This is a genomic window from Microbacterium sp. NPDC089188, from assembly GCF_040685155.1.
Classification (GTDB): Bacteria; Actinomycetota; Actinomycetes; order Actinomycetales; family Microbacteriaceae; genus Microbacterium; species Microbacterium galbum.
Genome location: NZ_JBFBHH010000002.1, coordinates 627441 through 639932, shown reverse-complemented (window position 1 = coordinate 639932; position 12492 = coordinate 627441). Strand labels below are relative to the sequence as shown.

Annotated in this window: 11 protein-coding genes; 3 read left to right on the top strand and 8 right to left on the bottom strand. The window is 71.7% G+C overall.

Annotated elements, in window-relative coordinates:
• Positions 1–250: 250 nt before the first annotated feature.
• On the bottom strand, positions 251–3949 hold the full coding sequence (locus tag AB0N80_RS09285) for an AAA family ATPase (protein ID WP_363578558.1): 3699 nt from the start codon (positions 3947–3949) through the stop codon (positions 251–253).
• A gap of 226 nt (positions 3950–4175) precedes the next feature.
• On the opposite strand from AB0N80_RS09285, the gene AB0N80_RS09280 reads away from it, so the two are divergent.
• A complete protein-coding gene (locus AB0N80_RS09280) occupies positions 4176–4709 on the top strand; it encodes a methylated-DNA--[protein]-cysteine S-methyltransferase (RefSeq protein WP_363578557.1) in 534 nt (177 codons plus the stop codon).
• A gap of 81 nt (positions 4710–4790) precedes the next feature.
• Here AB0N80_RS09280 and AB0N80_RS09275 read toward each other — a convergent pair whose 3' ends face one another.
• Positions 4791–6407: a cation acetate symporter gene (locus tag AB0N80_RS09275; RefSeq protein ID WP_363578556.1), complete on the bottom strand. Its 1617-nt coding sequence runs from the start codon at positions 6405–6407 to the stop codon at positions 4791–4793.
• Positions 6404–6757, bottom strand: coding sequence for a DUF485 domain-containing protein (locus tag AB0N80_RS09270; protein WP_315994735.1), 354 nt, complete (start codon positions 6755–6757; stop codon positions 6404–6406). The genes AB0N80_RS09275 and AB0N80_RS09270 overlap by 4 nt, the downstream gene beginning before the upstream one ends.
• Before the next feature lie 140 nt (positions 6758–6897).
• Between AB0N80_RS09270 and AB0N80_RS09265 the strand changes: the two genes are divergently transcribed.
• Positions 6898–7749, top strand: coding sequence for a LuxR C-terminal-related transcriptional regulator (locus tag AB0N80_RS09265; protein ID WP_315994736.1), 852 nt, complete (start codon positions 6898–6900; stop codon positions 7747–7749).
• A 113-nt stretch (positions 7750–7862) separates the two neighbouring features.
• Positions 7863–8150, top strand: coding sequence for a Fe-S cluster assembly protein HesB (locus AB0N80_RS09260; protein ID WP_315994737.1), 288 nt, complete (start codon positions 7863–7865; stop codon positions 8148–8150).
• Positions 8151–8275: 125 nt separating this feature from the next.
• Here the strand turns inward: AB0N80_RS09260 and AB0N80_RS09255 are convergent, their stop codons facing one another.
• The 5 genes from AB0N80_RS09255 to paaC all read right to left on the bottom strand — a co-directional run bounded on the left by AB0N80_RS09255 (position 8276) and on the right by paaC (position 12487).
• Complete coding sequence (locus AB0N80_RS09255) at positions 8276–9034, bottom strand: hypothetical protein (protein WP_363578555.1); 759 nt, start codon at positions 9032–9034, stop codon at positions 8276–8278.
• Between the two features lie 130 nt (positions 9035–9164).
• Positions 9165–9935: an enoyl-CoA hydratase-related protein gene (locus AB0N80_RS09250; protein WP_363578554.1), complete on the bottom strand. Its 771-nt coding sequence runs from the start codon at positions 9933–9935 to the stop codon at positions 9165–9167.
• Positions 9936–10008: 73 nt separating this feature from the next.
• Positions 10009–11184: a 1,2-phenylacetyl-CoA epoxidase subunit PaaE gene (gene paaE, locus AB0N80_RS09245; RefSeq protein WP_363578553.1), complete on the bottom strand. Its 1176-nt coding sequence runs from the start codon at positions 11182–11184 to the stop codon at positions 10009–10011.
• Positions 11184–11669, bottom strand: coding sequence for a 1,2-phenylacetyl-CoA epoxidase subunit PaaD (gene paaD / locus AB0N80_RS09240; RefSeq protein ID WP_315994741.1), 486 nt, complete (start codon positions 11667–11669; stop codon positions 11184–11186). Before paaD ends, paaE begins: the two co-directional genes overlap by 1 nt.
• Positions 11663–12487: a 1,2-phenylacetyl-CoA epoxidase subunit PaaC gene (gene paaC / locus AB0N80_RS09235; protein WP_363578552.1), complete on the bottom strand. Its 825-nt coding sequence runs from the start codon at positions 12485–12487 to the stop codon at positions 11663–11665. Before paaC ends, paaD begins: the two co-directional genes overlap by 7 nt.
• Positions 12488–12492: the final 5 nt, after the last annotated feature.

The following is a 12492-nucleotide window of genomic DNA, read 5'->3' as shown; positions in this document are numbered from 1 at the left end:
GTCCCCGGCGCAGCGAGGAGCCGTGCGCGGCGGGCGCCACGGACGCGGACGACGGGCTGACGATCCGCCGGCGTGTCCGCAGAGCTCCTCGGGCCGGTCGAAGCGACCGGGCCCGACGCGGCGTCCGGGGCTTCGACGGGCTCAGCCTCCGGAGAGGGCCCTGAGCCCGTCGACGGGACCGCACCCGACTCCGACTCGGAGGGTTCGACAGGCTCAGCCGGTGGCATCCGGATTCTCGGTCATCAGGGGATCAGCCGGGCAGGTCGAGAGGCTCGGTCGTCGAGTCGGGGGTGGCGGCGTCGTCGGGGGCGATGCCGAGCAGCTCCGCGATGCGCGCGGCGACGCCGGCGGGATCGCTGTACAAGTCGAACGCGTGCACCCGCACGTAGTGCCAGCCGAGGCGCCGGAGGATCTGCGGGCGCAGACGCAGCGTCTCGCGCAGGGACTCCCCGATGGTCTCGGGATCGCTCTCGGCGACGACCGCCTTGCCCTTGTAGCGGGCGACGAGCGGAAGCAGACCGCGGTAGTCGACGTCGACCTCGACACCCAGACGGCGCAGCTCCCGCGCCAGCGCGCGGGTGAGCGGATCGGCGAGGTCTTCGAGGCGGCTCTCGCGGCCGCGGGCGGCGACGTTGCCGAGGATGCCCATGAGGGTTGCGGCACCGTGCTCGAGGCGGCCGTCGTCGAAGGCCGAGGGGCGGATCGACGACACGATCACCATCGAGCGGCGGGCGCGGGTCATCCCGACCGTGAGCAGGCGCTCCCCGTCGGGCGTCGACAGGTCGCCGAAGTCGCTGAGCACGCGCCCGTGACGCGTGAGACCGAAGCCGAGCGAGAACACCACGCGGTCGCGGCTCTCGGCCACCGACTCCTCGAGGGTGAGCACGGCGAAGGGCTCGGCGGCATCCCGTGAGACGAACTCGGCGACGTCGGAGCGGCCGGCCAGCGCCGCCACGACCGAGGCGCGCACGCGCTCGGCGTGCTTGCGGCTCGCGGTGACGACCATGAGCGATTCCGAGGCGCGGTTCACGGCGTGCTCGACCACCAGGGTGACGACGCGGGCGACCTCGGCGTCGGGGCTCTCGACGGCACCGCTGACGGGGTCGGGGGCGCCGACACCACCCTCGACGTAGTCGACGCTCAAGCTGCCGCGGCCGAGGTACGAACCCGCCCAGGGCAGCGACACGATCTCTCCGCCGTAGAAGGCGTCGTTGACCAGCTGCGAGAGATCTTCTCCGCCGGCGCGGTAGCTGCGGGTGAGCGTCTCGACGGGGAGCAGCTCGGCGATGCGTTCGAAGACCGAGGTCTCGTCGAACGGCACCTCGTCGGCGTCCGCGTCGGCCCCGGCGGACTCGGGCGCGGCGGCGATCGCCGCACTCACGCGGAAGGGCGTCGGCTTCTGTACGACCGGGTCGCCGAACAGCACGACCTGACGCGCGCGGCGCAGCGCCGGGGTCGCCTCGGCGAGGCACAGAGCGGCGGCATCCGCGATGATCACGACGTCGAACGCGAGATCGTGCGGCACGTCGGGCACCTCGTAGGGCGACGCCAGCCACACCGGCGCGAGCGTGCGCAGCAGCGTGGGGGCGGCATCCGAGATCTCCTGCGCCGTGTGCAGGCCGTCCTTCAGCGAACGCTTGAGGGCGGCGGCCTCGTCGGAGTGGTCGACGATGCCGATACGCCACTGCGTCGCGAGCTGGGCGGCGAGCAGGGGCCCCGCGGCGGCCGCGTGCGCCTCGTCGACGAGCCGGAAGTCGCGCTCGAGGCGGTCGACGACGCTCGTGTTGGCTCCCAGCAGGGCCTTGTCGGTGCGCAGCAGGTGCTCGAGGGCGGACTGCCACCACGCGAACTCGAGTTCGGCGCCCACGCGCTCCTCGGGCACGTGCCGCACCGACAGTTCGACCAGGAGCTGCTCCAGCCCCAGGCGCGCGAGCTCGGAACGCAGCTGCGCGCGCTCGACGAGGTTGTCGAAGAACGTCGACTCGGCGGCGAGTCCGGCGAGGGTGCGGACGAGACGCTGCACGGGCAGGGTCGCCAAGCGGTCGGAGCCCTGGCGGCCGAGGATCTGGTCGAGCTCGCCGAGCAGCGCGTCGGTGCGCTGCCACGAGACGTGCACGTCGGCCAGGCCGAGCGGCACCTCGGGGGTGACGCCGGCCTCGACGACGCGCTGCCACTCGGTGCGCTGCTGCTGGATGCGCACGAGCGCCTCGTACATGTCGGGCACGTGCACGCCCGGGCGCACGTACTCCTTCGAGAGGCGCTTGAGCCGACGGCGGTTCGGACCGCTCATCGCCGAGGCGTCGCGGCGCGGGGAATGCGCGTCGATCAGCTCGCCGAGGGGGCGTTCGAACACGCTCGGGCTGAAGCGATCGAGCGACTCGCGGATGCCCTGCAGGAGCTTGAGGTACGCGCCGAGCTCGGAGACCGTCTGGAACGGCCGCATGCGGGTCTGCGCGATGAGCTCGTAGCCGCGCTCGAGCAGGCGCGGAACCTCGTGGGCGTGCAGTTTGCCCGCGAGATCGTGCGCGGCGCGCGCGTCCTCGGTGCGGGTGAAGCTGACGCCGTACCACGGCGAGTCGTCTGGGCCGAAGCGGAACTCGCCCAGGCGTGCCGCCATCGCCAGGGCGCGGGCCGCGGCGTCGCGGCGACCGGCGAGGCGTTCGAGCGTGGCGAGATCGAACCGCGCCTCGGTCGAGGGGGCGGGGGACGTGGATGCCAGAGACGTCAGCGCGCGAAGGACGTCGAGCGCGGAGACGCCCAAGGCCAGGTGCGGCTCGGTCACGGCCGAGCGGTAGTCGCGCAGCACGGTGCGCAGACGCACGAGAGCGTCGTCGATCTCGGCGACCTTGGGCTGCTCGGCCTTCTCGTTTCGGCCGATCGCGCGGATGAGGTCGCGGCGCACGTGGTGCGGCGAGACGGCGAGCCCGGTCAGTCCGACGCCGGCGAGACGGTGACGGATGCCGTCGAGCGTCGAGCGACGGGCGCTGACCACGAGCACGCGCTTGTTGTCGTGGACGAGCTGACCGATCGCGTTGATGACGGTCTGCGTCCCTCCGGTGCCGGGCAGCGTGTGCACGGCGAGGGAGTGACCGGCGGCGATCCGGGCGAGCACCCGCTCCTGCTCGGCGTCGGCGTCGAGCAGCAGGGTGTCGGCGGCGGGCGCACGCTCGTCCGGGCCGACGATCACGGGGTCGGCACGGCGCACGCTGACGCGGGCACGGTCGTCAGGATGCCCCGCGAGGGCGTTCAGCAGCGGGTCGTCGAGGTCGTGCGTGTCGCGCGCCATGCCCGAGCCCACGTCGGCGAACGACGAGATGACCAGGCGCGGGTGCACGACGAAGGTCGGCACGTGCGAGGTCAGGCGGCGGATGTGGTCGATGACCGGCTGCGGTTTGAACACGCCCTGGTCGTACGCGAGACCTGCGAGGGCGGCGCTGTCGATCTGGATGCCGAGATGCGTGCGGAACGCGCGCGAGAGCTCGGGGTTCATCACGAAGGCGCCGTGCAGCTTGAGCTCGAAGTCGCCGTGGTGCCGGCGGATGGCGAGGGGACGCAGCAGAACGGGGGCCGACCACTCCACTCCCCCGATCTTCCACGCGGAGAGGCCGACGGCCAGATGCACGGGCTCGAGACCGCGGGCGGTGCGCAGCTCGACGTTCTTCGAGGTGATGCGGTCGGCGGCCATGCGTGCCGTGCGCAGGGCGACCTCGTCGCGGAAGAGGTTGGAGAGCATCGTCGCGCGCCCCGTGATGAACTGCGGGAGAGAGCCCGGGTGCGCCTTGGTGATGTCGATGCCCGCGTCAAGCGCGTCGTCGAACCGCAGCAGTGTCGACCGCCCGCCCAGGGCTGCCGCCTCGGCGCGGATGCGATCGCGCTCGGGGTCGGCGACGTGGCGGACCACGATGCCGGGCTCCGACAATCGCAGCTCGCCCGGATCGACGGACGACATCGAATCGTCTCCGTCGGCACCGATCACGGTACCGTCCTCAGCTCGCCACACACCTGTCAGACTAAGCCGGTCGATCGGGTAACCCCCGTAGCGGCGGCGAGTTTCGCGACAATCGGCGACACGCCGCACCACCGGCGCTTCCTCCCCAGGCGGCGGATCAGCGGCATCCTCCCCTCTTCCGGGCGGCGGCCCCGCGGGGCTCTGCGACGGTGAAGAGGATGAGGGCATGAGCACAGTCACCAGCACTGAATACGACGGTCCCCTCGGGCCGATCCTGCTGACGTTCATCGACGACGCCCTCGTGCGTCTCGACGTCGCGCACGACGGGATCGACCTCGCCCGGGCCGAGATCTCGCACCGCCTGGGCGTCGTACCGGAGCCCGACCCGTCGGTCGGCGACGGCCTCGTCGCGCAGCTCGACGAGTATTTCGCCGGCGAACGGCGCGCGTTCGAGGTTGCCCTCGACTGGCGCCTCGTGCGCGGATTCACGCGGACGGCGCTCGAGGCGACGCTCGGCATCCCCTACGGAGAAGTGGCGTCGTACGGAGAGGTGGCGCTGATGGCCGACGCTCCGCGCGCCGCGCGGGCGGTCGGCACGGCGTGCGCGTCGAGCCCGTTCTCGATCGTCGTCCCCGTGCATCGGGTGGTGCGCGCCGACGGATCGATCGGCGAGTACGGCGGGCACCCCGAGGTCAAGGAACAGCTGCTCGACCTCGAGAGCAGGGTCATGCTCGGCGAGAGGCTGCGCGCCGCGGGGTAGGCGGGGACGCGCCTCTGTGCGGCGCCGGGGCCGCGCGCGACGACGCCCGGCCCCGCCGGAGCGGGACCGGGCGCGGCCGGATCAGTGGTTCGACGCCTTCTCGGCGCCGTACCCGGTGAGGGATCGCACGTCCATCTCGGCCGCCTTGCGGCGGTCTTCGGCGGTGCGCGAGGTGATCGAGCCCAGCCATCCCAGCAGGAAGCCGAGCGGGATCGACACGATGCCGGGGTTGTTCAGCGGCCAGATGGCCACCCCGGTGTTCACGAACACGCTCGTGGGCGTTCCCCAGAAGACCGGCGAGAGGAAGATGAGCACGAGCGCCGAGCCGAGCCCGCCGTACATGCTCCACACCGCGCCGCGGGTGGTGAACTTGCGCCAGAACAGCGAGAACAGGATCGTCGGCAGGTTGGCCGAGGCCGCGACCGCGAACGCGAGGGCGACCAGGAAGGCCACGTTCTGGCCCTGCACGCCGATCCCGCCGAGGATGGCCAGGATGCCGATGACGATGACCGTCCGCCGAGCGACCTTGACCTCGCCGTCGGGCGGCACGTCGCCCTTCTTCACCACGTTGGCGTAGATGTCGTGCGCGAACGACGCGGCCGCGGTGATCGTCAGCCCCGCCACGACCGCCAGGATCGTCGCGAACGCCACCGCCGAGATGAAGCCCAGCAGCAGCGGCCCGCCGAGGGCGAAGGCGAGCAGGGGTGCCGCGGCGTTGACCCCGCCGGGGGCCGCGAGGATCGTGTCCGCCCCGACGAGGGCGCCGGCACCGTATCCGAGCACGAGCGTGAGGATGTAGAACAGTCCGATCAGCCAGATGGCCCAGACCACCGAGCGCCGCGCCTCCTTCGCCGTGGGCACCGTGTAGAAGCGCATGAGCACATGCGGGAGTCCCGCGGTGCCGAGGACGAGTGCGAGGGCGAGCGAGATGAAGTCCCACGGGTTCTTGCCGTACTGCAGTCCCGGGGCGAGGACCGCCTCGCCCTTGGGCGAGGCCGCCACAGCGCTCTCGAGAAGGGTGTTCAGGCTGAAGCCGTTGATCGCGAGCACCCAGACCGTCATCACGACGGCACCGCCGATGAGCAGGAAGGCCTTGACGATCTGCACCCAGGTCGTTCCCTTCATCCCGCCGATCAGCACGTAGACGATCATCAGGATGCCGACCACCGCGACCACGATCGACTGGCCGACCCGCTCGGTGATGCCGAGCAGCAGCGACACCAGTCCGCCGGCACCCGCCATCTGCGCGAGGAGGTAGAAGAAGCACACCGCGAGCGTCGTGATCGCGGCGGCCATGCGCACGGGGCGCTCCTTGAGGCGGAACGAGAGCACGTCGGCCATCGTGAACTTGCCCGTGTTGCGCATGAGCTCCGCGACGAGCAGCAGAGCCACGAGCCACGCCACGAGGAAGCCGATCGAGTACAGGAACCCGTCATAGCCGTTGATCGCGATGGCGCCGACGATGCCGAGGAACGACGCCGCCGAGAGGTAGTCGCCGGCGATCGCGAACCCGTTCTGCGGTCCGGTGAACGATCGCCCGGCGGCGTAGTAATCGGCCGCGGTCTTGCTGTTGCGACTGGCCCGGATGACGATGAACAACGTCACGGCCACGAATGCGCCGAAGATCGAGATGTTCAGCACCGGGTTGTTCTCGACCGTCTGGACGGCCGCGTCGAGGGCGGCGAGCACGTCGTTCATGCGCGTCCCCCCTCAGCCTGCTCGAGCTCGTGACGAAGCTGTTCGGCTCCGGGGTCGAGTTGCCGGTTGGCGTACGCGACGTAGCCCATGGTGATCGCGAACGTGGTCACGAACTGCCCGAGTCCCAGCAGCAGGCCGACGGTGATCGCTCCCGACACCGGCTGGGCCATGAACTCCGGGGCGAACGACGACAGCAGCACGTAGGCGAAATACCAGACGAGGAACACCACCGCGAGCGGGAAGACGAAGCGGCGTTGGCGCCTCTTCAACTCCTGGAACGGGGCGGACTCCTCGACCGCGATGTAATCGACGCCGCCCGTGTGGGCGTCGTCGATGCGACGGTCCGTCATGTGGCCTCCTTGCCTCATGAGTACGGCGCAACGCTGCGCCGTTCGGGGGAAAAGTCCGGGTCGGCTGGCGCTTCCCCGGTGGTAGGGTCGACGCTACGAAACGCGGCGACGAAGCCGTCACCCCCGGAAGTAGGTAGTGCGTGGCTGCACCGTCCACACTTCGAGACGACACGCGACTGGTCTCGCACGCCGTGAGCGAGCTCGCCCGGCGCACGCATTTCCCCGTGGCCTTCGGCGGGCTCGAGCACGACGGGGCGGTGCACGTGTCGACCATCGTCGGCGCCCGCACGCGGAGCATCGAGGGCCTGGTGGTCCATGCGACCCGCGGACTCGGTGGGCGGGCCCTCGTCGAGCGGCGCCCCCGCATGACCCTCGACTACCGCACGTCGCGGTCGATCACGCACGATTACGACCGCGCCATCCTCGGGGAGGGCATCGCCACGCTGTTCGCCGTGCCCGTGCTGGTCGGAGGTGCGGCCCGCGGCGTACTGTACTGCGGCTCCTGGGCGCAATCCCAGGTCGGCGAGGTCGAAGCTCGACCGGCGTTCGATGTGGCGGGCGAGCTCGGCACCGAGCTGCGCGTGCGGGCCGAGGTCGAACGCCGGATGGCGGCTGCGCCGACGCCGGAGGGCGGCCTTAGCGCGGGCGCGCGCGAGGAGATCCGGGAGAGCTACGCGCAGCTGCGGAGCCTGGCCGCGACCGTCGGAGACGACGCCGTGCGCCGACGACTCGAGGACATCGAGGCGCGACTCGCCGCGCTCACCGGCGACAGTCCTGCCACGGGCGCCGAAACGGACGTCCACCTGTCGCGACGCGAGATCGACGTGCTCGCCTGCGCCGCGGTGGGCTCGACGAACGGGGAGATCGCGGCATCCCTCGGTCTGCGTGAGACCACGGTGAAGTCGTACCTGGCCTCGGCGATGTCGAAGCTCGACGCTTCCACCCGACACGCGGCAGTGACACGCGCACGACGGGCCGGGCTCCTCCCCTGACGTCTGGACGACCGGTGGGAAACCCCTGGAAATGGCGGCGAGGAGTTGAGAGCCGCCGCGATTCTCGGCATCGTGGCTGACTCCTGTCGTCGATCAGAGAAGGAGAGTCACCCATGCTGACACTCACCGAAGAGGCCACGACCGCCGTCAAGACCATCACCGCGCAGTTCCCCGACGCCCCGCAGGGCGGCGTGCGCATCGCCGGAGCGGGTTCGCCCGAGTCGCAGTTCGCGCTCTCGGTCGTCGACGCGCCCGAGCCCGCCGACACCGTCGTCGAGAACTCCGGAGCGCGGGTCTTCCTCGACACCGACGCCGCAGCGGTGCTCGACGACCGCGTTCTCGACGCGCAGATCGACCCGCAGCAGGGATCCGTGCAGTTCGCCGTGACCACCGCTGCGTGACGCATGTGACACGCTGACGCGTTTCGACGATGCCCCGGCCGGTGTGCCGGGGCATCGTCGTGTGCGGCGGGGGCTTGCGTCCGACGCGGTTCTCGCGCGGCCGCGATCCCCGAGCAGCCTCGCCGTCAGCCGCGGAAGACCACGATCTCGTCTCGTCCCTGGTCGTAGACGAACTGCAAGGACGTGTCCGCGGGCAGATCCGTCGGCTCCCGCTCGGGGGTGTCCTCGGCGAGCAGGATCGTGAAGGTCGCCGGGAACGGGCCCGCCGCACAGGAGGGCAGGAGGAACTGCCCGTCGTACGAGAAGGCATCGTCACCGGTGTCGAGCAGGTCGGGTTGATACACCGTCATGCACCGGGCCGCGCCTTCGCCCGCGCGGAACGAGGGATAGGAGATGACGCGGAAACCCTCGAACGCCGTATAGGCCTTCACGTTGCCGGTGATCCCGCGGTACAGGGAGCTGGGAATGTCGAACGAAGGGTCCTCCGTGAGCCGGGCGACCTGCGTGGCACCCACCTGGAGGGGATCGGTCTGCACGCGCTGCACGAGCACCAGAGCGGTCAGCAGTGTCGCCACGACGAGCCCGGCCCCGGCGAGCATCACCACCGTGGAACGCCGCAGACGCGGCATCCGGCGGCGGGCCGGGCGGGCCGACTCGCCGTCCTCTCCCCCCGCCTCCGCACCGACGGATGCCGCCTCGGGCTCCGTCTGTTCGCCGTCCGGCGCCGCACGGTCGTCCGCCGCGCCGCCGTCGCGGGCCGCCGCGCGCTGCTCGAGCTCGATCAGGCGCTCCAGCGCCGAAGGGTCGGCGGAGATGTCGGCGCCGGGGGCGTAAGCCCGGCGGCGGAGGGTCGCGAGTTCGTCGTCGTCGTCGATGCGCGGCATGGTCTGATTCAAGCAGGGCGACGACGAGGGATGCGCGACGACGACGCACGCCCTGCGCGCGGCGCGGAGCCGACTGCGCGCGCTGTCCGGCGCCCGGGCGGGGGCGCCGACGTGCGGTTCTCGCGCGGCGTCAGTGACCCGTGAACGACGGTGCGCGCTTGGCCTGGAACGCCGCGAACCCCTCGCGATAGTCGTCGGTGGCCGCGAGGGCCGCCTGGGCGCGGTTCTCGAGCGCCATGGCGTCCCACAGCCCCAGCCGCTCGTCGCGGATCGCCGAGACGATGCGCTTGCTCGCCCGGAAGGCGGCGGTGGGCCCGGCCGCCGCGCGGACGGCGGCGAGGCTCGTGGCATCCTGCACCTCGGCGGCGGGGAGCAGGCGCGAGAAGAGGCCCGCCCGCACCGCTTCCTCGCCCGACAGCAGGCGACCGGTGTAGATGAGATCGAGGGTCGCGTGGATGCCGAGCCGCTCGGCGAACAGCGCGTGGCCGCCGGAGTCGAGGGTCGCTCCCAGGGCCGCGAAGGGCGAACCGATCCTGGCGGTGTCGGCGACGTAGACGACGTCGGTGGCGATGAGCAGGCCGAGGCCGACGCCCAGGCACGCGCCGTGGGCGACCGCGAAGGTGGGTGCGGGGAAGGCCGCCATGCGACGCAGCAGCGGCGCCAGCGTCTCGTCCAGGTAACCGCCGACGTCGTCGGTCGACGGGTCGACGCCGGAGATGTCGCGACCGGCGCAGAAGGACGGCCCCTCACCCCGCAGCAGAACGGCGCGGGCGCCGTCCACCTCGGCGCGGTCGTAGGCCGCGGCCAGGGCGTGCAGATCGTCGAGACCGACGGCATTGCGGCGTGCGGGGGCGTTCAGGACGATCTCGGCGACACCGTCGGCGCCGGTGTACTCGATCATGCGACTCCCCCGCGGGCGCGCCCGGGTGACGGATCGCCTACGGAGATGCGGTGCGGGGTCATGGCATCCTTCGTCATCCGTCGTAGTCGACGCGAACGGCGTCGGAGGTCGGGTGGGACTGGCAGGTCAGCACGTAGCCGCGGGCGATCTCGTCGGGCTCGAGGGCGTAGTTCTCGGTCATCGACACCGCCCCCTCGATCACGCGGGCGCGGCAGGTTCCGCAGACACCGCCGGCGCACGCGAACGGCACGTCGGGCCGCACGCGCAGGGCCGCGGCCAGGATCGTCTCGTTCGCGGCGATCGGGCTCTCCACCGACGCCGACTGGCCGTCGAGGGTGAAGTCGATGCGGCGTACCGGCTCGTCGGCGCGCACGCGCACGGGGCGCGCTCCCCCGGTCTGCGCCGGCGCGTCGCCGTCTCCGGCGGTGAACAGCTCGAAACGCACGCGCTCGCGCGGCACACCGACCTCGGTGAGCGCCTTGCGGCACAGCTCGACGAGGGCGAACGGCCCGCACAGGAACCATTCGTCGACGGATGCCGGATCGATCAGGCGCGACAGGATGAGGCGCAGTCGCTCGTCGTCGATGCGTCCCGAGAACACCGGGGCCGCCCGCTGCTCGCGCGAGAGCACGTGATGCAGCGTGACGCGGGCGGGGTACCGGTCCTTCAGGTCGGCGAGCTCGTCGACGAACATCACGTCGGTCGAGGACCGGTTGGCGTAGACGATCGTCATCCGACTCTCGGTCGAGCGTTCGAGCACATCGGCGGCGAGCGCCATGATGGGGGTGATCCCGGAGCCGGCGGCGATGGCGACGACGTGTCCGGTCGCCGTCGAGGCTCGCGAGACGAAGGTGCCCTGCGGGCTCATCACGTCGATCTCGTCGCCCGGGCGCAGGTCCTCGTGCGCCCAGGTCGAGAACCGGCCGTCGGGGTCGCGCTTGATGCCGACGCTGATCGTCCCGCGCGTCGGAGGTCGGCAGAGCGAGTACGACCGCCGCAGGTCTTCGCCGTCGACGCGCGCTCGAAGGGCGACGTACTGGCCCGCGGCGTAGTCGAAGGCGTCGACGAGCTCGTCGGGGACGGCAAAGGTCACCTCGATCGCGGTCGGAGTGAGGGGGCGGACGTCCGCGACCCGCAGGGTGTGGAACCGGGCGCGGGCACGACCCCCGGTCTCGCGCACGGCACCGAGGGTCGGGCTTCTCGCGAACGCCGGGGTCGCGGCATCCGCATCCGTGTGGGTCGTCGTCATCAGAGGGCCTTGAAGTGGTCGAAGGGTTCGAGGCACGCCCGGCACTCCCAGTGCGACTTGCACGAGGTCGACCCGAAGCGCGAGACCTCGCGGGTGTCGAGGGAGCCGCACCGGGGGCACGCGACGCTGAGCTTCACGCGGATGGGGCCCGCGGGAGCCCGGCCGGACGGCGGGGCGATGCCGTACTCGGTGAGCTTGCGTCGTCCCGCGTCGCTCATCCAGTCGGTGGTCCACGCGGGGGTCAGCGTCGTCGAGACGACGACGTCGTCGAAGCCGGCGGAGGTGAGGGCGAGCACGATGTCGTCGCGGATCGCATCGACCGCCGGGCACCCCGAGTAAGTCGGGGTGATCGTGACGGTCACGGTCTCCCCGTCCAGGCGGACGTCGCGCAGCACTCCGAGATCGTCGATCGTGAGCACGGGCACCTCGGGGTCGACGACGGCCGCGACGATCTCGCGAGCACGGTCCCGCGTCGCGGTCACCATGTCGCCCCCGGATGCCGGCGGGCCAGCACCTGCAGCTCGGCCAGTAGCGGCCCGAAGGCGGGGTGATGCCGCCCCCGGCGTCCCCCCGCGGAGGACGAGGCGATCGCGGGGACCGGGACGTCCTCCTCCGCAAGCACCTCCGCGAGCACCTCGTCGACGCGGCCGCGCAGGATGGAGGGGCGCACGGCGATGCCCTCGAGACGGTCGTGCAGCGGCAGATCGCGGAACACCTCGTCGAGGTACGGCCAGGTGTCATCGAGGGCGACGAGGAAGCGGCGACGCGACTCGTCGGTACCGCCGGCGAGACGGAGCGTCCACTGCACGGCGTGATCGCGGTGGTAGTCGACCTCCTTCTCGGCCTTGGCGGCGACGGCGGACAGCACGGGATCGGTGGATGCCGACAGGTCGCGGTACAGCTCGAGGAGGTACGCGGATGCCAGGAGCTGGCGGGCGATCGTGTGCGCGAAGTCGCCGTTCGGAAGCTCGAAGAGCCACGCGCTGCGGAAATCGCGCTCGTCTCGCCAGTAGGCGAGATCGTCTTCGCTGCGCCCGTCGTGGCTGCCGGCGTAGCGCAGCAGCGAGCGGGCGTGGCCGAGGAGGTCGAGGGCGATGTTGCCGAGGGCGACGTCCTCCTCCAGCTCGGGGGCACGGGCGACCCAGCCGCAGAGGTTCTGCGCGAGGATGAGCGCGTCGTCGCCCAGGTGCATCGCGTACGCGGCGACGTCGGGATCGGTCGCCCGGTCCTCTCCCCCGGCGAGTTCGGCGGCGAGCTCGCGCGCGTCGAGCGAGACGTCGCCGTGGGTGCCGGTGCCGGTCACCGGGG

What these genes read in the sequence shown, in the direction of transcription:
- paaE (WP_363578553.1), bottom strand. Translation starts at nt 11,184, where the DNA reads ATGACGACGACCCACACGGATGCGGATGCCGCGACCCCGGCGTTCGCG.
- AB0N80_RS09255 (WP_363578555.1), bottom strand. Translation starts at nt 9,034, where the DNA reads ATGCCGCGCATCGACGACGACGACGAACTCGCGACCCTCCGCCGCCGG.
- AB0N80_RS09250 (WP_363578554.1), bottom strand. Translation starts at nt 9,935, where the DNA reads ATGATCGAGTACACCGGCGCCGACGGTGTCGCCGAGATCGTCCTGAAC.
- paaD (WP_315994741.1), bottom strand. Translation starts at nt 11,669, where the DNA reads ATGGTGACCGCGACGCGGGACCGTGCTCGCGAGATCGTCGCGGCCGTC.
- AB0N80_RS09260 (WP_315994737.1), top strand. Translation starts at nt 7,863, where the DNA reads ATGCTGACACTCACCGAAGAGGCCACGACCGCCGTCAAGACCATCACC.
- AB0N80_RS09285 (WP_363578558.1), bottom strand. Translation starts at nt 3,949, where the DNA reads ATGTCGTCCGTCGATCCGGGCGAGCTGCGATTGTCGGAGCCCGGCATC.
- AB0N80_RS09270 (WP_315994735.1), bottom strand. Translation starts at nt 6,757, where the DNA reads ATGACGGACCGTCGCATCGACGACGCCCACACGGGCGGCGTCGATTAC.
- AB0N80_RS09275 (WP_363578556.1), bottom strand. Translation starts at nt 6,407, where the DNA reads ATGAACGACGTGCTCGCCGCCCTCGACGCGGCCGTCCAGACGGTCGAG.
- AB0N80_RS09280 (WP_363578557.1), top strand. Translation starts at nt 4,176, where the DNA reads ATGAGCACAGTCACCAGCACTGAATACGACGGTCCCCTCGGGCCGATC.